General features: G+C 59.3%; 18 protein-coding genes and 3 pseudogenes. 12 read left to right on the top strand and 9 right to left on the bottom strand.

The features are described 5' to 3' along the window. Window positions 1-115 precede the first annotated feature (115 nt). From hyi to ACA073_RS07765, 8 genes are all read left to right on the top strand, one after another. Window positions 116-898: a hydroxypyruvate isomerase gene (gene hyi, locus ACA073_RS07800; protein ID WP_497402780.1), complete on the top strand. Its 783-nt coding sequence runs from the start codon at window positions 116-118 to the stop codon at window positions 896-898. A 152-nt stretch (window positions 899-1,050) separates the two neighbouring features. After that, a complete protein-coding gene (locus ACA073_RS07795) occupies window positions 1,051-1,944 on the top strand; it encodes a 2-hydroxy-3-oxopropionate reductase (RefSeq protein ID WP_497402779.1) in 894 nt (297 codons plus the stop codon). Window positions 1,945-2,098: 154 nt separating this feature from the next. Next, window positions 2,099-3,379, top strand: coding sequence for a glycerate kinase type-2 family protein (locus tag ACA073_RS07790; protein ID WP_497402778.1), 1,281 nt, complete (start codon window positions 2,099-2,101; stop codon window positions 3,377-3,379). Next, a complete protein-coding gene (pyk, locus tag ACA073_RS07785) occupies window positions 3,369-4,784 on the top strand; it encodes a pyruvate kinase (RefSeq protein ID WP_497402777.1) in 1,416 nt (471 codons plus the stop codon). The genes ACA073_RS07790 and pyk overlap by 11 nt, the downstream gene beginning before the upstream one ends. A 190-nt stretch (window positions 4,785-4,974) precedes the next feature. Then, on the top strand, window positions 4,975-5,889 hold the full coding sequence (locus ACA073_RS07780; RefSeq protein ID WP_497402776.1) for an urea transporter: 915 nt from the start codon (window positions 4,975-4,977) through the stop codon (window positions 5,887-5,889). 21 nt (window positions 5,890-5,910) lie between these two features. Beyond that, window positions 5,911-6,735 (top strand): ion transporter, encoded by an 825-nt coding sequence (locus ACA073_RS07775; RefSeq protein WP_497402775.1) that lies wholly within the window; start codon window positions 5,911-5,913, stop codon window positions 6,733-6,735. A 197-nt stretch (window positions 6,736-6,932) separates the two neighbouring features. After that, complete coding sequence (locus ACA073_RS07770) at window positions 6,933-7,928, top strand: sulfate ABC transporter substrate-binding protein (protein WP_497402774.1); 996 nt, start codon at window positions 6,933-6,935, stop codon at window positions 7,926-7,928. A 124-nt stretch (window positions 7,929-8,052) separates the two neighbouring features. Further along, entirely contained in the window at window positions 8,053-8,778 is a 726-nt protein-coding gene (locus ACA073_RS07765) for a hypothetical protein (protein ID WP_497402773.1), read from the top strand. A gap of 211 nt (window positions 8,779-8,989) precedes the next feature. Here the strand turns inward: ACA073_RS07765 and ACA073_RS07760 are convergent, their stop codons facing one another. Continuing rightward, entirely contained in the window at window positions 8,990-9,619 is a 630-nt protein-coding gene (locus ACA073_RS07760) for a hypothetical protein (protein ID WP_497402772.1), read from the bottom strand. 235 nt (window positions 9,620-9,854) lie between these two features. On the opposite strand from ACA073_RS07760, the gene ACA073_RS07755 reads away from it, so the two are divergent. Continuing rightward, complete coding sequence (locus ACA073_RS07755) at window positions 9,855-11,060, top strand: MFS transporter (protein WP_497402771.1); 1,206 nt, start codon at window positions 9,855-9,857, stop codon at window positions 11,058-11,060. A gap of 127 nt (window positions 11,061-11,187) precedes the next feature. Here ACA073_RS07755 and ACA073_RS07750 read toward each other — a convergent pair. After that, window positions 11,188-11,404: pseudogene (locus tag ACA073_RS07750) on the bottom strand (type II toxin-antitoxin system HicB family antitoxin); the annotation flags it as partial. Window positions 11,405-11,434: 30 nt separating this feature from the next. On the opposite strand from ACA073_RS07750, the pseudogene ACA073_RS07745 reads away from it, so the two are divergent. From ACA073_RS07745 to ACA073_RS07735, 3 genes and pseudogenes are all read left to right on the top strand, one after another. Next, window positions 11,435-11,560 (top strand): annotated as a pseudogene (locus ACA073_RS07745) (LysR family transcriptional regulator); the annotation flags it as partial. An 84-nt stretch (window positions 11,561-11,644) separates the two neighbouring features. Further along, window positions 11,645-12,112, top strand: coding sequence for a helix-turn-helix domain-containing protein (locus ACA073_RS07740; protein WP_497402770.1), 468 nt, complete (start codon window positions 11,645-11,647; stop codon window positions 12,110-12,112). A gap of 31 nt (window positions 12,113-12,143) precedes the next feature. After that, window positions 12,144-12,356 (top strand): VapC50 family PIN domain-containing toxin, encoded by a 213-nt coding sequence (locus tag ACA073_RS07735; protein ID WP_497402769.1) that lies wholly within the window; start codon window positions 12,144-12,146, stop codon window positions 12,354-12,356. 68 nt (window positions 12,357-12,424) lie between these two features. On the opposite strand, the gene phnN is transcribed toward ACA073_RS07735, so the two are convergent. From phnN to ACA073_RS07700, 7 genes and pseudogenes are all read right to left on the bottom strand, one after another. Beyond that, on the bottom strand, window positions 12,425-12,991 hold the full coding sequence (gene phnN, locus ACA073_RS07730; RefSeq protein WP_497402768.1) for a phosphonate metabolism protein/1,5-bisphosphokinase (PRPP-forming) PhnN: 567 nt from the start codon (window positions 12,989-12,991) through the stop codon (window positions 12,425-12,427). A 98-nt stretch (window positions 12,992-13,089) separates the two neighbouring features. Next, a pseudogene (locus ACA073_RS07725) lies at window positions 13,090-13,236 on the bottom strand (alpha-D-ribose 1-methylphosphonate 5-triphosphate diphosphatase); the annotation flags it as partial. A gap of 421 nt (window positions 13,237-13,657) precedes the next feature. Beyond that, window positions 13,658-14,062, bottom strand: coding sequence for a hypothetical protein (locus ACA073_RS07720; protein ID WP_497402767.1), 405 nt, complete (start codon window positions 14,060-14,062; stop codon window positions 13,658-13,660). Window positions 14,063-14,076: 14 nt separating this feature from the next. After that, window positions 14,077-15,279: a c-type cytochrome biogenesis protein CcmI gene (ccmI, locus tag ACA073_RS07715; RefSeq protein ID WP_497402766.1), complete on the bottom strand. Its 1,203-nt coding sequence runs from the start codon at window positions 15,277-15,279 to the stop codon at window positions 14,077-14,079. Then, window positions 15,272-15,745, bottom strand: coding sequence for a cytochrome c-type biogenesis protein (locus tag ACA073_RS07710; RefSeq protein WP_497402765.1), 474 nt, complete (start codon window positions 15,743-15,745; stop codon window positions 15,272-15,274). Before ACA073_RS07710 ends, ccmI begins: the two co-directional genes overlap by 8 nt. Then, window positions 15,742-16,278 carry a DsbE family thiol:disulfide interchange protein gene (locus tag ACA073_RS07705; protein WP_497402764.1) on the bottom strand — a complete coding sequence of 179 codons (537 nt, stop codon included), beginning with the start codon at window positions 16,276-16,278 and terminating at the stop codon, window positions 15,742-15,744. The genes ACA073_RS07710 and ACA073_RS07705 overlap by 4 nt, the downstream gene beginning before the upstream one ends. Further along, on the bottom strand, window positions 16,275-18,263 hold the full coding sequence (locus ACA073_RS07700; protein WP_497402763.1) for a heme lyase CcmF/NrfE family subunit: 1,989 nt from the start codon (window positions 18,261-18,263) through the stop codon (window positions 16,275-16,277). The genes ACA073_RS07705 and ACA073_RS07700 overlap by 4 nt, the downstream gene beginning before the upstream one ends. Window position 18,264 lies beyond the last annotated feature (1 nt).

Here is an 18,264-nt window from a genome sequence, read left to right as displayed (position 1 = left end):
GAGCGGGCTTGCTCGCGAAAGCGGAGTGTCAGTCGACATGGATGCTGAATGTAACTCCGCTTTCGCGAGCAAGCCCGCTCCCACAAGGGGGCTCACACATTTACGGGAGACCACCATGCCGCGTTTCGCAGCCAACCTGTCCATGCTGTTCACCGAACAGGATTTTCTCGCCCGTTTCGAAGCGGCCGCCAAGGCCGGCTTCAGTGGTGTCGAGTACCTGTTTCCTTACGACTTCAGTTCCGCCGAAATCAAAGCCACGCTCGACGCCTACGGCCTGACCCAAGTGCTGTTCAACCTGCCGGCCGGTGACTGGGCCAAGGGTGAACGCGGTATCGCGTGCCTGCCGGACCGCGTTGAAGAGTTCCGCGCCGGTGTCGATCTGGCAATCGCCTACGCGCAAGTGCTGGGCAACACCCAGGTCAACTGCCTGGCCGGCATTCGTCCACAAGGTGTCGATGATGCCACCGTGGAGAAAACCTTCGTCGCCAACCTCAAGTACGCGGCCGACAAGCTGCAAGCGGCGGGCATCAAACTGGTGATGGAAGCGATCAACACCCGCGACATCCCGGGTTTCTACCTGAACAACACGGCGCAAGCCCTGTCGATTCGCGAACAGGTCGGCAGTGCCAATCTGTTCCTGCAATACGACATCTACCACATGCAAATCATGGAGGGCGACCTGGCCCGCACCATGGCCGCGCACCTGGACGAGATCAACCACATCCAGTTGGCCGACAACCCTGGGCGCAACGAACCGGGCACCGGTGAAATCAACTACCGCTTCCTGTTCGAACATCTGGACCGCATTGGTTATCAGGGTTGGGTTGGCTGTGAATACAAGCCGCTGACCACTACGGAAGCGGGTCTGGGCTGGCTCAAAACCCATAACGCGATCTGACACAGATCCCCTGTGGGAGCGGGCTTGCTCGCGAATGCAGTGTGACATTCAACATGGATGTTGCCTGCCCCACCGCATTCGCGAGCAAGCCCGCTCCCACCAAAAGCTTTCCCCTATTTGCTTGAGCAAGACAAAAACAAGAGGAATTTCTCATGGCTAAAATCGGATTTATCGGCACCGGCATCATGGGCCACCCAATGGCGTTGAACCTGCAGAAAGCCGGTCACAGCCTGTTCCTGTCGGCGCACCACGACGCCGCGCCTGCCGATCTGGTCGCCGCAGGCGCCATCGCCCTGGCGAACCCGAAGGAAGTCGCGCAAGAAGCCGAATTCATCATCGTCATGGTGCCGGATACCCCGCAGGTCGATGACGTACTGTTCCGCGCCGACGGTATCGCGGCCGGTGTCGGCAAAGGCAAAATCGTGATCGACATGAGCTCGATCTCGCCCACCGCCACCAAAGCATTCGCCGCCAAAATCAACGAAAAAGGTGCGCAGTACCTCGACGCCCCCGTGTCTGGCGGCGAAGTCGGGGCCAAGGCTGCGAGCCTGAGCATCATGGTCGGTGGCGACGCCGACGCCTTCGAACGCGCATTGCCGCTGTTCCAGGCGATGGGCAAGAACATCACCCTGGTCGGCGGTAACGGCGACGGGCAAACCGCGAAAGTGGCGAACCAGATCATCGTGGCGCTGAACATCCAGGCCGTCGCCGAAGCCCTGCTGTTCGCCTCGAAAAACGGTGCCGATCCAGCCAAGGTGCGTGAAGCGCTGATGGGCGGTTTCGCTTCGTCGAAGATCCTCGAAGTGCACGGCGAGCGCATGATCAAAGGCACCTTCGACCCGGGCTTCCGCATCAGCCTGCACCAGAAGGACCTGAACCTGGCCCTGCAAGGCGCCCGAGAGCTGAACATCAACCTGCCGAACACCGCCAACGCCCAGCAAGTGTTCAGCACCTGCGCGGCCATCGGTGGCAGCAACTGGGACCACTCGGCGCTGATCAAGGGCCTGGAGCACATGGCGAATTTCTCGATTCGCGATAAGAAGTAAGCCCTGCACAAATCCCATGTGGGAGCGGGCTTGCTCGCGAAGGCGGTGTGTCAGTCAACCTATGTGTTGAATGTCAGGCCGCTTTCGCGAGCAAGCCCGCTCCCACAGGGAACCGAGTTGCCCTTCAAATAACAAGAATATCCGGGAGCCCGCCATGTCGGTCGATCCACAACAATTCCTGCGCGAGCTGTTTGCCACTGCCATCGACGCAGCCCACCCGCAGCACGTCCTCGAAGCCTATTTGCCCGCCGATCGCAGCGGTCGAGTGATCGTCATCGGTGCCGGCAAAGCCGCGGCCGCCATGGCCCAGGTGGTCGAGCGCTGCTGGCTGGGTGAAGTGTCCGGTCTGGTGGTGACGCGTTACGGTCACGGCGCCCCGTGCGAAAAAATCGAAGTGGTCGAGGCCGCGCACCCGGTGCCGGATGCTGCCGGTCTGGCCGTCGCCAAACGCGTGCTGGAGCTGGTCAGCAACCTGAACGAAGACGACCGCGTGATCTTCCTGCTCTCCGGCGGTGGATCGGCATTGCTGGCCCTGCCCGCTGCCGGCATCACCCTTGCCGACAAGCAATCAATCAACAAAGCCCTGCTCAAATCCGGCGCGACCATTGGCGAGATGAACTGCGTGCGCAAGCACCTCTCGGCAATCAAGGGTGGTCGTCTCGGCAAAGCCTGTTGGCCTGCCACTGTTTACACCTATGCGATTTCCGATGTACCGGGCGACCTCGCCACGGTCATCGCCTCCGGCCCCACCGTGGCCGACCCGAGCACCTCTGCCGAAGCGCTGGCGATCCTCAAACGCTATGGCATCGACGTCCCGGCGTCCGTGCGCAACTGGCTGCAAAGCCCGGAATCGGAGACGGTCAAACCCGGCGATCCGAGCCTGGCGCGCAGTCATTTCCAATTGATCGCCCGTCCACAACAGTCGCTTGAAGCCGCAGCGGTGAAAGCGCGTCAGGCCGGCTTCAGCCCATTGATCCTCGGTGACCTCGAAGGCGAATCCCGCGAAGTTGCCAAGGTTCACGCCGGCATCACGCGGCAAGTGGTCCTGCATGGCCAGCCATTGGCTGCGCCGTGCGTGATCCTTTCGGGCGGCGAAACCACCGTCACCGTGCGCGGCAATGGTCGTGGCGGACGCAATGCCGAATTCCTGCTCAGCCTGACCGACAGCCTCAAAGGCCTGCGTGGCGTCTACGCGCTGGCCGGTGACACCGATGGCATCGACGGTTCCGAAGACAACGCCGGCGCGATCATGACCCCGGACAGTTACGCCCGCGCCGCTGCACTCGGCCTGAGCGCCAGCGACGAACTCGACAACAACAATGGCTACGGCTATTTCGCGGCGCTGGACGCACTGATCGTCACCGAGCCGACCCGCACCAACGTCAACGACTTCCGCGCCATTCTGATTCTCGAGAGCCCTGAACATGACGCCTGATAAAAAGGTCAAAATCCTCGCCACCCTCGGCCCGGCCACCAAAGGCCTCGAAGACATCCGTGAGCTGGTACAGGCCGGGGTCAACATTTTCCGCCTGAACTTCAGCCACGGCGATCATGCCGACCACGCCCAGCGCTACCAGTGGATTCGTGAAGTCGAGCGTCAGCTGAATTACCCCTTGGGCATTCTGATGGATCTGCAAGGTCCGAAACTGCGGGTCGGCAAGTTCGCCGAAGGCAAGGTGCAACTGCATCGCGGCCAAACCCTGCGCCTGGACCTGGACCCGACGCCGGGTGATCAACGTCGCGTTAATTTGCCGCACCCGGAAATCATCGCCGCGCTGGAGCCGGGCATGGACCTGCTGCTGGACGACGGCAAACTGCGTCTGCGCGTGGTCACCCAATACGCCGACGCCATCGACACTACGGTGCTCAATGGCGGTGAGTTGTCGGACCGCAAAGGGGTGAACGTCCCGCAAGCGGTGCTGGAACTGAGCCCGCTGACCGCCAAGGATCGTCGCGACTTGAGTTTCGGCCTGGAGCTGGGTGTGGACTGGGTCGCACTGTCGTTCGTGCAGCGCCCGGAAGACATTCGCGAAGCGCGTGAACTGATCGGCGACAAAGCGTTTTTGATGGCCAAGATCGAGAAGCCGTCAGCGTTCTCTCAGCTGCGGGAAATCGCTGAATTGAGCGACGCGATCATGGTTGCTCGTGGCGACCTCGGCGTCGAAGTGCCAGCCGAAAGCGTGCCGCAGATTCAAAAAAACATCATCAGCATCTGCCGCGAGCTGGGTAAACCGGTGGTGGTAGCGACGCAGATGCTCGAGTCGATGCGTTTCTCCCCGGCGCCGACCCGCGCCGAAGTCACCGATGTGGCCAACGCCGTGGCCGAAGGGGCGGATGCGGTGATGCTGTCGGCGGAAACCGCGTCCGGCGAGTACCCGATGGAAGCCGTGCAGATGATGAGCAAAATCATTCGCCAGGTGGAAAACGGTCCGGACTATCAGACGCAACTGGACGTGAGCCGACCGAAGGCTGAGGCGACTGTTTCCGATGCGATCAGTTGTGCGATCCGGCGCATCAGTAATGTGCTGCCGGTGGCGGTGCTGGTGAACTACAGCGAGTCGGGCACTTCCAGCCTGCGTGCGGCGCGGGAACGGCCGACGGTGCCGATTCTGAACCTGACGCCGAACCTGCAGACGGCTCGCCGCTTGACGGTCGCGTGGGGCGTGCACTCGGTGGTGAATGATCGACTGCGGCAAGTGGATGAAGTGTGCTCGACGGCGCTGGAAATTGCGCAGGCGCAGGGCATGGCGCAGCGCGGGGACACTTTATTGATCACGGCGGGTGTGCCATTTGGGCAGCCTGGGTCGACTAACTCCTTGCGTATCGAAACATTGATTTAGCAAACGCGTTTTTGTGGCGAGGGAGCTTGCTCCCGCTCGGCTGCGTAGCAGTCGTCGCTTTGGCATGACGGTTCCAACAGAAAAACCGCATTCGCCGAATTGGGGCTGCTTCGCAGCCCAGCGGGAGCAAGCTCCCTCGCCACAAAGTTTATGCAAGAACTTGGATTTTCCTCTGCCCCTAGACTTCATCATGCCTGCCAACCATTTCAACACCCACTGCCCCGACTGGGCGACAGCCCTGCTCAACGGTTTCAGCCAGATCTTCCTCCAGCGCCATCCGCTGTTTGGCCTGCTGTGCCTGCTCGCCATTCTTTTTACCGCGCCAACCCTGCTCGGAGGCGCCCTGCTGGGCGGTGTCGCCGGCCTGCTCACCGCACAACGTCGCAACTACGCCAAGGCCGATCGTCAGGCCGGGCTGTTCAGTTACAACGGTGTCCTCCTCGGCTTGCTGCTGAGCCTGTATTTCCCTTGGTCCGCGCTGTTGCCGCCGCTGATCATTGCCGCGGGAGGCCTGAGTGCGATGCTCACTCAGCAATGGCTCAAACGCGTCCGGGTCAGCCACTACCTGCCTGCCTATACGGCGCCCTTCGTGGGGTTGGGCTGGTTGCTGCTGTGCTTCGCCACACCCTCGACAAAAGCGCATTTGATCGAAATCAATACGCTGAACGTGCTCGCCGCACCACTGAAAGGCTTCGGTCAGGTGATGTTCCTCAGTCATCCGCTGGCCGGTGCGATGATTGCCGTGGGTTTGCTGATCGCTGATCGCCGCGCATTCTGCTGGGCATTGTTGGCGTCTGTCGCGGGCATGGGCTGGAGCATGCTGCATCACGACTTCTATACCGCATTGATCGGCCTCGGTGGCTATAACGCCATACTCGCCGCCCTCGCCTTCAGCTCGCTGCGCCAGCAGCCATGGCTGCCGCTGGCCGGCATCGCATCAACGCTGTTGCTGACGCCGGTGTTTGCCGCCATCGGTCTGCCAACGCTGACCGCGCCGTTCATCCTCGCCTGTTGGCTGATCCGCACGGTTGTTCAAATGCTCGGCAAGACCGCTGTCGCCCATACGCCTTGCACTCGAGAGGAGAATCACCCTAGGCTTCGCTGATTCCCGATTCAGGCGTTTTCCATGGACAGCAGCAAAAACTGGCGTGAAGAGCTTTACGTCATGGTTTTCCAGAGCGACACCAAGGCCGGACGGCGCTTCGACGGCATTCTGTTGTTGATCATCCTCGCCAGCATTGTGATCGTGATGCTCGACAGCATCGACACGATCCACCAGAACTACGCCGACGTGCTGGCGTACATCGAGTGGGGCTTCACCGTTATCTTCGCCATCGAATATGGCCTGCGGCTCTACTGTTCGCCGAAGCCCTTGCGTTACGCGTTCAGCTTTTACGGGCTGGTGGATTTGCTGGCGATCGTGCCCGGCATCCTCGCGCTGTATTACGCCGATGCGCAGTATTTGCTGATTATCCGGATCATTCGGATGCTGCGGATTTTCCGCGTGCTCAAGCTCAGTCCATATCTGAAACAAGCCAATTATCTGATGTCGGCGCTGCGCGGCAGCAAGCAGAAGATCGTGGTGTTTCTGGTCAGCGTCTGCACGCTGGTGACGGTATTCGGCACCCTGATGTATGTGATCGAAGGCCCGGAGCACGGCTTTACCAGCATTCCCAAAGGCATTTACTGGGCTATCGTGACGCTGACCACCGTAGGCTTTGGCGACATCGTGCCCAAGACCCCGCTGGGTCAGGTGATTTCGTCGCTGGTGATGATCACCGGTTACTCGATCATCGCGGTGCCAACGGGGATTTTCACCGCTGAGCTGGCCAACGCCATGCGCGGCGAACAGTTGCAACACGATTGCCCGGTGTGCAAGAAAAACAGCCACGAGCATGGCGCCGCATTTTGCTCTCGGTGCGGCAATGCACTGTTCAAGAAACTGGAATAAGCAAAGTGCTTTTTAATCTTTAAAGGACTATGAGCGCCCGGTTATAGTCGCTGGCAAAACGGTGGCAACACCTCTTTTAACGACTGACAACTAATCCGTAGGAGCTGCCGGAGGCTGCGATCTTTTGATCTTTTCAGAGCAACATCAAAAGATCGCAGCCTCCGGCAGCCCCTACAAAATAGAACAAGGACTGCGCAGTGAAAAAACTCTTTGGCGCCTCACTTCTGGCCGCTGGCCTGGCCCTGACCAGCGTGGCTCAGGCTGCACCGACCCTGCTCAACGTTTCCTACGACGTGATGCGAGATTTCTACAAGGACTACAACACTGCGTTCCAGAAACACTGGCAAGCCGAGCACAACGAAAACATCACTCTGCAGATGTCCTTTGGCGGTTCCAGCAAACAGGCGCGCTCCGTGATCGACGGACTGCCGGCTGACGTCATCACCATGAACATGGCGACCGACATCAACGCCCTGGCGGACAACGGCAAACTGGTCCCGGACAACTGGGTCACCCGCCTGCCGAACCACAGCGCGCCATTCACCTCGGCGACTGTTTTCATCGTTCGCAAAGGCAACCCGAAAGCCCTGAAAGACTGGCCGGATCTGCTCAAGGACGGCGTGCAAGTGATCGTGCCGAACCCGAAAACCTCTGGCAACGGCCGCTACACTTATCTCTCGGCCTGGGGTTATGTGCTGAAAAACGGCGGTGACGAGAACAAGGCCAAAGCCTTCGTCGGCAAGCTGTTCAAGCAAGCGCCGGTACTCGATACCGGTGGCCGTGCCGCCACCACCACGTTCATGACCAACCAGATCGGCGACGTGCTGGTGACCTTCGAAAACGAAGCGGAAATGATTGCCCGGGAATTTGGTCGTGACCAGTTCGAAGTCATCTACCCAAGTGTCTCCGCCGAAGCCGAGCCACCGGTGTCTGTGGTCGACAAAGTGGTCGAGAAGAAAGGCACCCGCGCGGCCGCCGAGGAATACCTGAAGTACCTGTGGTCGCCGGAAGGTCAGGAAATTGCCGCCGCCAACTACCTGCGTCCGCGTGATCCGGCGGTACTGGCCAAATACACCGATCGCTTCCCGAAAGTGGATTTCCTGTCGGTGGAGAAGACCTTTGGTGACTGGCGCACCGTGCAGAAGACTCACTTCAATGATGGCGGGATTTTTGATCAGATTTACGCTCAGTAAATCTTTAGTTCCAAATGAAAAGGCGACCCTTGGGTCGTCTTTTTACATTTAAACAAACAATCCCATGTTAAACACAAATAACCATCAAACAGACACCAACCGTTAAATAGCAAAGGAAAAGCAATTGAAGGCAGAAACAATTGGCGGCTTGATTTTCGGCGTAATAGCGTCCGCAACGGCCTTAGCAACTCTCTACATTTCCTTATCTGCACCTAATGCAAAACTCAACGCAGAGATTACCAAACAAACCTCATATCTACCTCCTCAATTCGAAGAGCTTATGAACGCAACTCAGGAGTCTGTAAATTCGGACAACCTTTCGAAATTCATAAACGAAAACTTCCCACAATCTAATTTTGAGCAGAACGAAAAACTCTTCAAGGAAATCCGGACCAGAGTGCTCAGGCCTTGGAACGCTCCCTTCGCCGCGGGTATAAACCGATATGAAACAATGGTTTTTTTATCGTTATCAAATGATGGGGACGCTATAGCAAAAGATATTTACATTGACTTACCACAGGACGCCCTATTGATGATCGAGGACGATAAAAAGGAAATAGTTAAAGTATCTGAACTTACCAGACGCTATAAAATTTCCTCCATTAGACAAGCAGGACACTACAGGCTTTGGGCCTGGTTTCCAACTTCATATTCTAAACTCGACGAATACGCTATCCGCATAGGGTCGGATCAGCAAACCGCCTCAATTTCCTATTCAAAAGAATTCAATGGCATGGCAGCTCGCGTAGCAGAATACTATTTAATTTTCATTTATCTAGCCGTATGCATGGTGTTTTCTTTTATCTATTGGCTATATGAAATACTGAAACCTGGCCGACAAACTGAGTAAATAATTTCGTCGAACCCTAAAAGGGACTATTCAAAGAACGCCTGAAGGTCAGAAAATCGCTGGCGCAAAAACTGTTGCCTATGTGCTTGAACTGTTTTGTTACCTGTGTGGGTGAGTCATACCGTCGCCTTTTTTTTTGGGAGTTTTTGCCACACCACAGAACCACTGTGGGAGCGAGGCCGCTCGCTCCCACTGGATCTGCGACATGCAGCTACATCGGCGGCGTGACGCCATCCTTGCCCGCCGAAATCGACTGCGCCGTCAGCGTCCCGTCGGCACTTTGCGTTACGAACGTCACGATCTTCACGCCCACTTTCAGCAAGCTGCGATCCCCCGGCACCAGGTTCACGATCGGCACATCCTCCGGCACCAGAATCTTCTGCTGACCACCCTTGTAGTTGACGGTCAGCACACGGCCATTGCTGACCACCAGATCGCCGACACTTCCATTGGTCATGCTGCTGCCCTTCGCCAGATCGAACGGTCGATGGCCATCGCCGCTGCCGGCCAGCTCCGGTGGGAAGACATGGACTTCCAGCGCCTTCAGCGAGCCATCTTCCTGGGGAATGGCAGCCGAGCCGATGTAACTGCCGGGCTTGATGTCTTCAATATTGGCCAGGGTGACGGCCCGGACCTTGGTGTCCTTGGTCAGGTGAATGACCACGTTCTCTCCACTGTTGGCGTGGACTTTCAAGTTATCGGGGCTCACCCCGGTAATCTCGCCACGCACGCCGATGCGCATCCCCGGCGCTTCAGCCGCCTGGACGAGACCTGCGGTGAACAAGCCTATCAAGCTGACAACTGAAGCACCGCGAATCAGGTGACGGAACATCGCGTTCATGAAAGTGCCTTCCGATGATGAGTCGTGAAGAGAGAACATAAGCACGCTATCGAACAAGATGTATGTGAATGTATCATCGGACCTCGAAATACTGGCGCATGGTTGATCGGCACACGACACAGCTCGGCGTCACTCATTCCGCAAAGGAATGATTACTATCACTCCAATCCCACTTCCGCCGTTCCGGCCGGCCGCTTAGCCTGCGCGCATTCCATTTTGCTCAGCGAGACACGTTATGAACCCAGCGAATCAGGCACCCCACGGCGCCGCGACAATGACCAAAGGCATGGTGCTGCTGTTCGCCTTTTGCTGCGGCGCCATTGTTGCCAACATTTACTACGCCCAGCCAATCATCGGCCTGATCGCGCCGGACATTGGCCTGACCAGCACCATGGCCAGCCTGATTGTTTCGCTGACCCAGATTGGTTACGCGCTGGGCCTGTTCTTCCTGGTGCCGTTGGGCGATCTGCTGGAAAACCGTCGGTTGATGATCATTACCACGGTGGTGGCGATTGCCAGTCTGTTGGGCGCGGCATTTACCGATCAGCCGAACGTGTTTCTGTTGATCTCGTTGCTGGTGGGTTTCAGCTCGGTGTCGGTGCAGATCCTGATTCCACTGGCCGCGCACCTGGCGCCGGAAGAGACTCGTGGCCGTGTGGTCGGCGGAATCATGGGCGGTTTGCTGCTGGGGATTCTGTTGGCGCGGCCGGTGTCCAGCGTGGTGGCCGACCACTTTGGCTGGCGCGCGATGTTCGTGATCGCGGCCGTGTTGATGGCGGCGATCAGCATCGTACTGGCCGTAACGATTCCCAAGCGCCAGCCGGATCACAGCGCCTCTTATGGCCAGTTGCTGGGTTCGCTGTGGACGCTGTTGCGCCAACAACCGGTACTGCGTCAGCGCGCGTTTTACCAGGGTTGCATGTTCGCCACGTTCAGCCTGTTCTGGACAGCCGTGCCGCTGGAGCTGGCACGCAATCACGGCCTGTCGCAAACCCAGATTGCGATTTTCGCTTTGGTTGGAGCCATCGGTGCGATCGCTGCGCCGATTGCCGGTCGACTGGCTGACGCCGGCCACACCCGAATCGCTTCGCTGTTGGCCCTGCTGTTCGCCAGCCTGAGCTTCCTGCCAGCGTTCATCCATCCGGCCTACAGCGTCATCGGCCTCGCCGTCACCGGCGTGGTGCTCGACTTCTGCGTACAAATGAACATGGTCCTCGGTCAACGTGCGGTCTACGCCCTCGACGCCAAAAGCCGCAGTCGCCTGAATGCGCTGTACATGACCAGCATCTTCATCGGCGGCGCGTTTGGCTCCTCGGTGGCCAGTGCGGTGTATGAGCACGGCGGCTGGTTGTGGATCGTGATTGTGGGCAGCGCGTTTCCACTGTTGGCGTTGTTGCGGTTTTTGAGTGTTTCGCAGGAGCGTTCGTTGGCGACGGCTTAAGACGCCAACAGCTTCGTCGGAATGCCGCCCAGACCAAGCCACGCTCCTACAGGATTTGCGCTGGACCTGTAGGAGCGAGCGATGCGGCGATCCGACTTGCCCGCGAAGGCGATGTACCTGACTTCGCTTAGTGCCGAACCAGCTTCTCCATCGCCGCATCTGCCAGAAAGGAAGAGCAGCTTTTGACATTGTGCTCGCGCACGTACCGGTCAATACGCTGAATCACAGCCAGGCAACGTTACATTGACCTTCTCGGTCTTGCCCATATATGGCGCGATGTCCAGCTCCAGCATTCCCCATCCCATGTCGGCAAAGTCCGGGTTGCCACGATGGGCGGCTGCCGAGTGTGATTGGTGCCAAGAAGCGGTGAGGGAGTGCTGAAGGAGTGGGCGCTGCCGAATCAGGACCTGTGGGCGGTGTTTCCTACCGGGCGGATGACCAGCGCAAAGGCTCGGGCGTTTGTGGAGTATGTGCGGGGGTTGTTGGTGAAAGGAGCCTAACGTTTCGATTATTTCGTTTATTGCGACTTTCGATTAATTCGAAATAGCCTCCCAGCTTCGATTATTCAGAATATTGGAAACGCCATGCCGCCTGTCATCCACCCACCGATCACCTTGCCTATGGAGAGTGAGGTACAAGCCGCCATCGAAGGCCAGCGCGCTTTGGCGGCGTATCTTGCGACTCGATTCGAAACCCAGCACATCCAGATTTTTGATGAGCGAAACGAAGCTCATTCTGTAGAACTGCCCACCTCGGCACTTCAGTTGCTGGTCGATATCCTGGCTGAGCTCGCGGCAGGCAACGCCGTTAAGGTCGTCCCGGTCCACGCTGAACTCACTACCCAGGAAGCAGCAGACTTGCTCAACGTCTCACGTCCGCACCTGATCAAACTGCTGGAATCCGGCGACTTGTCCTACCACAAAACCGGCAAGCACCGACGTGTGCGCTTTGCCGATTTGATGGACTATAAAACCCGGCGCAACATTGCCAGCGAGCAAGCAATGAAGCTTCTCGCCGAGCAGGCACAAGCGTTAAGGACAGGATACGAGTGAGGCACTCCTCTTTTACCGCTGTATATGACGCATGTGTGCTTTACCCCGCGAAGCACAGCATCCTGACGAGTTCGTCGGTAACCTCTTCGACCTGGACTCGTCTGCAGTAATCATGGCGGCGCATAGCCAACGGCAACAGTTAAAAATGCCACCTCTGGATGTCGACAGCTATCTCAATCTTCTGTCGCGACAAGGCCTGACAAACTCGACCAAGGCCTTGATTCAGTACCACGCCATGCTCTAAATACGGTTCGATCATCACTGCGTAGTGTCCAATCGCTAAACCACACGCATCGCCGGTGCCCAACAAGGTCAGGCGCATGGGTTGGGCTCGTCGATGCAGGCCAGCAGGTGTTCGACAGTGCGCTCCAGCGGTCCGGAGTTGTCGAGCACATGCACGCTCGGGTCCTCAGCCAACAGGCGCTCACTGAAACGGGCATTACGCGCCAATCGCTGATCGATCTCGGCCACCGACTCACGCCCGCGCGCCAGCAGGCGCTGGCGCAACACCGCCTCGTCCACGGTCAGCAACACCACCAACACGTGCGGATAACGCTCACGGGTTTGCGCCAGATGCCCGCGTGAACCGTTGACCAATACGTCGTCCCCCGCTGCCGACCACTCGTCGATTTCCCGCGGGATGCCATAAGCCAGTCCATTGGCCTGCCAGCTCAGGGCAAATGCACCCTGAGCCTGCATCTCGGCAAACTGCTGCATGCTGACACCCAGCGCCGCCTCGCCGACCGCTTCCGCCGAGCGCGTGATGACCCGCCGCACGATACGACAGCCGCGTTCGGCCAACCGCGTTCGCACGGCATCAAGCAGGCTGTCCTTGCCCGAACCTGAAGGCCCGATGAGATAGATCAACCTGCCTGACATCAAAAAATCCTCTTCGCTCGTCGCCCTACTTGCCGGACCACCGGAAAACCGTCCTGACACCACGCCTGTGCCAGATCGGCGCACAGGATGACGTCTTACATCTGCGCAGTCGTCAGGTGATTTTTGCCCATGTAGCACTCACGGTACTTGGATTCCAGGACAAACCGGCGCTGGCCCGGCGAGTGGTCCATCACTGACACCCGTTGCACCAGCGGATGCGCCACCAGGTCGCGGAATACGCTTAGCAACGCAGAGCGGGTGGGGATACCACTGAACCTTGTGGGAGCGGGCTTGCTCGCGAAGCTGTTGATCTTGCCGTTGCTTTGCTTCTGATCTTGATCTGCCCCGTTGGAAGGCCGAGCGCAGGTTCTGCGCAGTGGGCAGGACCGGAGCGAGGGCATGTCCAGCCTAAGCGAGACACCGTACGTCAGGGGCGAGAGCGTTTGGTTACTGGGCGCCGGGCGGCGTTCCGTTTTTCCAAGTGACCCGCCGTATGGGCGGAACCCTAGGTGGCCGTTACCCCAGCAACGGATATGTACACCATCAAAAACACCGTCGCCTATCAGGCCGCCTTCGCGAGCAAGCCCGCTCCCACAAGGTTCAGCGGTGGTCCCGTCTCTTTTTCTGCGCCCACAAAAAAGGCGACCCCAAAAGTCGCCTTTTGCATTACTGCCCGAATTGCCGTCCCAACCCACCCGGCACACCATGGATATCCGTATCTTCCCAAGGCCCGTTCGGGCTGATCGAGCGGCTCCAGCCGTTGTTCCAGCGGTAATACGTGCGCTGGCGGTAGAAGGTATTGGTCTGATCATCCAGCACATAAACGCCAAGCTTGGGATCCCAATGGCTGTTGCCACCCGGCGGCGGCGCGAAGCTGGCAGAGGTGCGCGGCAGTGGTTTGGCGGGTTTGGCCGGAATGCCCGGTTTGCCTGGCGTCGGTGTCGTTGACGGTGTCGGGCGGGGTTGTGAAGGCGGAATCGGGGGCAGCGGCGTCGGCTCCGGCCGCTGGACCGCACACGCGCTTAACCCCAGAACGAGACTGAGCAGGGTAATACGAGCAATGGCGGTCATAGCGTTGGTTCCTGTTATTTGTCCGGGCTGTCGATGATCAGTTTTTGCGGCGCGGTGGTGCTGCTGGCCAACGGCTGGCTGCGACCGATCCATTCGCCGGCGGTCGGTTGACCCGCACGGGAGATGCGCGCAACCAGTTGGACTTCAGGGAAGTTCGACAGTTTCAACTGCGGCATCATTGCGTCGGCATCGCCCAGTTCGACAGTCGCCGGCAAGTCAGCCACGGTCAGGCGTTTGGCGGCCAGTGGCGCCGGTGGGCCATTGGTGGCGCGAGCGAAAATGAACACGCTGTCACCCGGCTGCACCTTGGCTTTGAGCTCGGGTGCCAGATCGACACTGACTTTGAGCAATACCGCAGCCTTTGCCGCAGGCGCCTGGACAACCTTGCCGCCGCTGGCTTCGAGTTTCTCAGTGGCCCGGGCAATCCCGCCTTGCAGCGCAGCCCGGGAATTGTCGTCCGGCGGCAGTTGCGCCAGCAGACGATTCCAGTAATCGATGGCGTCCTGATAACGCGCACTCTCAAACGCGGCGATACCGAGCAGACCAAGACTGGTGACTTCCTTCGGATCGGCTTTCAACGCTTCGTCGGTCAGGGTCTGAACCTTGTCCGACCACTTCTTGCCATCGGCGAAATACTGAGCCTGCGCCCATTGCCCCAACAATTCCGGCTGACGACCGGCCAGGTTCACCGTGCGTTCGAAGATCTTCGCCGCGTCACCGGGACGATCCTGCGCCATGTAGGTCCGACCCAGGAAGTACAGGCCTTCTGCCGAGTCCGGTTGAGCCGCGACGGCGCGTTCCAGGCGACGGGTCATCTCTTCCATCGACTGCGGCGCCTGGGCGAATTCGCGGGTCAGCTCGACCTTGTCGCTGGCGCCGAAATGCAGATAAAGACCCAGCCCCAGCACCGGCACCAGAATCGCCGCCAGCAGTGGCAAGGGTTTGCCCAGACGGGACACCCGCGGCGCTTCGACGCCTTCGGTGTCGGCAAGCAGTTCACGGGCCGCTTCGGCGCGACCGGTGTCCAGTTGCGCGGTGTCGAGAACGCCCTCTTCCTGCTGAGTCTGCAACTCAGCCACGCGCTCCTGATACAGCGCGACGTTCAGGGCAGTACGATCCTCTTCCAGTTGAGCACGACGGCCACGCAGAACGGGGATCAGCAGAAAACTCAGGGCAACCAGAAGCAGCAGACCTGCAGCGAGCCAGAAATCAATCATTCTTGGTTTTATCCAACAGGTGGTCGAGGCGCTCGCGCTCCTCGGCAGAAAGCGCGTCCGGGCTGTCGGCGCGCTGCACGCGACGACGGCGGACGATCACGGCGATGATCACAAAACCGCCCAGCAACAGGCCGGCCGGGCCGAACCAGAGCACAGCGGTTTTGGCGTTGAGCGCGGGTTTGTAGCGGACGAAATCACCGTAGCGATCGACCATGAAATCGATGATCTGCTGATTGTCCTTGCCCTCGCCCAACATGCGGAAAATCTCTTTGCGCAGGTCGGCGGCAATCGGGGCGTTGGAATCGGCGATGTCCTGATTCTGGCACTTGGGGCAACGCAGCTCTTTGGTCAGCTCGCGAAAACGCTCGCGATCGCCTTCTTTGGCGAACTCGTAGGTGTCGATGGCGGCGTGGGCGACGCCGGCCATGCTCAAGCCCAATACAACAGCGGCTATCCAGCGCTTCATGGTTTCGCCTCATCGACCAGCGTCTGATACTTGGCCGCCAATTTTTCGCGCCAGACCTGTTCGTCGATCACACCGACGAACTTGTCGCGGATGATGCCTTTGGCATCGATGAAGAAGGTTTCCGGAGCGCCGTACACCCCGAGGTTCAGGCCCAGCGTGCCTTCATCGTCACGGATGTCCAGTTGATACGGGTTGTGGAATTCCGCCAGCCACTTCAAGGCGTCGGCGTTGACGTCCTTGTAGTTGATGCCATAGATCACCACGCCCTTCTCGGCCAGCTTGTTCAGCACCGGATGCTCGACCCGGCAGGAAATGCACCAGGTGCCCCAGACGTTGACCAGTGCCGGTTTACCCACTATGTCAGCCTTGGTCAGGGTCTTGTCGCCCTGCACCGCTGGCAGGGAAAACGCCGGGAACGGTTTGCCGATCATTGCCGAAGGCAGCTCGGCCGGGTCCAGATAGAGCCCGCGATAAAGAAACACAGCCACCACCAGGAAAATCACCAGCGGCAACAGCATCAACCAACGTCTCATGCCGTCGCTCCCGTCATGCCCAATGCTTCACGCACGCGGCTTTTCACCTTGACCCGATAACGCCGGTCCAGCGCCGCCAGCAACCCGCCCAAACCGGTGAGCAGACCGCCGAACCAAATCCAGCGCACGAACGGTTTGACGTGTACGCGCACGGCCCAGGCGCCTTCGCCCAAGGGTTCGCCGAGGGCGACATAGAGATCGCGGGTGAAACCGGCGTCGATCCCGGCTTCCGTCATCACCGAGTTCTGCACGGTGTACAGGCGTTTTTCTGGATGCAGTACGCTGATTTCCTTGCCGTCGCGGATCACCCGCACGGTGCCCTTGTCGGACGTGAAATTCGGGCCTTCGAAGTGCTTGGCGCCTTCGAACACGAAATGATAACCGCCCAGGTCCATGGACTCGCCCGGCGCCAGGCGCAGGTCGCGTTCGGCACTGTTCTGACTCGACAGCACGACACCGAGCGCGCACACGGCGATGCCCAAATGCGCAACTTGCATGCCCCAGTAACTGCGGGTCAGGGTCGGCAGGCCTTTGATCAAGCCTTTGTGGCGCGTCTTGTCGAAGATGTCGCGAACGCCGGCCAGCAACACCCAGGCCGCCAGCATGAACGTCGCGATCACCGCCCAGTTGAAATCGCCATAAGCGACACCGGCCACCACGGCCAACGCGGCGCTGCCGAGCAACACCGGGGTCAACAGGCTCATCAGCCATTTGACCGGGGTGTCTTTCCAGCGCACCAGCATGCCGACCGCCATCACCACCATCAGCAACGCCATCAACGGAATGAACAGCGCGTTGAAATATGGTGGGCCGACCGACAGCTTGGCGCCGGTCATCGCATCAAGGATCAGCGGGTACAAGGTTCCAAGGAGGATCATCGACGCCGCCACCACCAGCACCAGGTTGTTGCCCAGCAACAGGGTTTCCCGGGACCAGAGGTTGAAGCCGACATGGCTCTTCACGACCGGCGCGCGCAGGGCAAACAGCGTCAGCGAACCGCCGACCACGAACAGCAGGAAGATCAGGATGAACACGCCGCGCTCAGGATCGGACGCAAATGCGTGAACCGACGTCAGCACGCCGGAACGCACCAGGAAAGTCCCGAGCAAGCTCAACGAAAACGCGGCGATGGCCAGCAACACGGTCCAGCTCTTGAACACGCCACGTTTCTCCGTGACCGCCAACGAGTGGATCAGCGCGGTGCCCACCAGCCATGGCATGAACGAGGCGTTTTCCACCGGGTCCCAGAACCACCAGCCACCCCAGCCGAGTTCGTAATAAGCCCACCACGAACCGAGGGTGATGCCGATGCCGAGGAAGGCCCAGGCGACGATGGTCCATGGACGCGACCAGCGCGCCCACGCCGCATCAAGACGACCGCCCAGCAATGCTGCGATGGCGAAGGCGAACGCCACGGAGAACCCGACGTAACCCATGTACAGCATCGGCGGGTGAACGATCAGACCGATGTCTTGCAACAACGGGTTGAGGTCGCGACCGTCCGCCGGAATTTGCGGCAGGATGCGGGCAAACGGATTCGAGGTGAGGATCAGGAACAGCAGGAAACCGGTGCTGATCATGCCCATTACCGCAAGTACCCGGGCCAGCATCACTTGCGGCAACTGCCGGGAGAACACCGACACTGCAAAGGTCCAGCCGCCGAGGATCAACGCCCATAACAGCAACGAACCTTCATGCGCGCCCCACACCGCACTGAACTTGTAGTACCACGGCAACGCGCTGTTGGAGTTGCTGGCGACATAGGCGACGGAGAAGTCGTCGGCCATGAACGCGTAGGTCAGGCAACCGAAAGCAAACAGCAGAAACGCGAATTGTCCCCAGGCCGCTGGCTGAGCGAGGCTCATCCACAAACGGTCACCGCGCCAGGCGCCGAGCAACGGCACAACGGCCTGAACCAGCGCGAAACACAGCGCCAGAATCATGGCCAGATGGCCAAGTTCGGGGATAAAGATTCCAGACGTCATC

The organism is Pseudomonas sp. LBUM1670 (genome assembly GCF_059695695.1).
The sequence above is the reverse complement of the archived record's forward strand: the minus strand, read 5'-3'. Positions and strand labels throughout refer to the sequence as shown.

Coding starts and splice junctions, on each gene's coding strand:
- ACA073_RS07780 (WP_497402776.1), top strand. CDS start 4,975: ATGCCTGCCAACCATTTCAACACCCACTGCCCCGACTGGGCGACAGCC.
- hyi (WP_497402780.1), top strand. CDS start 116: ATGCCGCGTTTCGCAGCCAACCTGTCCATGCTGTTCACCGAACAGGAT.
- ACA073_RS07710 (WP_497402765.1), bottom strand. CDS start 15,745: ATGAAGCGCTGGATAGCCGCTGTTGTATTGGGCTTGAGCATGGCCGGC.
- ACA073_RS07755 (WP_497402771.1), top strand. CDS start 9,855: ATGAACCCAGCGAATCAGGCACCCCACGGCGCCGCGACAATGACCAAA.
- ACA073_RS07740 (WP_497402770.1), top strand. CDS start 11,645: ATGCCGCCTGTCATCCACCCACCGATCACCTTGCCTATGGAGAGTGAG.
- ACA073_RS07700 (WP_497402763.1), bottom strand. CDS start 18,263: ATGACGTCTGGAATCTTTATCCCCGAACTTGGCCATCTGGCCATGATT.
- ACA073_RS07735 (WP_497402769.1), top strand. CDS start 12,144: ATGTGTGCTTTACCCCGCGAAGCACAGCATCCTGACGAGTTCGTCGGT.
- ACA073_RS07790 (WP_497402778.1), top strand. CDS start 2,099: ATGTCGGTCGATCCACAACAATTCCTGCGCGAGCTGTTTGCCACTGCC.
- ACA073_RS07795 (WP_497402779.1), top strand. CDS start 1,051: ATGGCTAAAATCGGATTTATCGGCACCGGCATCATGGGCCACCCAATG.
- phnN (WP_497402768.1), bottom strand. CDS start 12,991: ATGTCAGGCAGGTTGATCTATCTCATCGGGCCTTCAGGTTCGGGCAAG.
- ccmI (WP_497402766.1), bottom strand. CDS start 15,279: ATGATTGATTTCTGGCTCGCTGCAGGTCTGCTGCTTCTGGTTGCCCTG.
- ACA073_RS07705 (WP_497402764.1), bottom strand. CDS start 16,278: ATGAGACGTTGGTTGATGCTGTTGCCGCTGGTGATTTTCCTGGTGGTG.
- ACA073_RS07775 (WP_497402775.1), top strand. CDS start 5,911: ATGGACAGCAGCAAAAACTGGCGTGAAGAGCTTTACGTCATGGTTTTC.
- ACA073_RS07760 (WP_497402772.1), bottom strand. CDS start 9,619: ATGAACGCGATGTTCCGTCACCTGATTCGCGGTGCTTCAGTTGTCAGC.
- ACA073_RS07720 (WP_497402767.1), bottom strand. CDS start 14,062: ATGACCGCCATTGCTCGTATTACCCTGCTCAGTCTCGTTCTGGGGTTA.
- pyk (WP_497402777.1), top strand. CDS start 3,369: ATGACGCCTGATAAAAAGGTCAAAATCCTCGCCACCCTCGGCCCGGCC.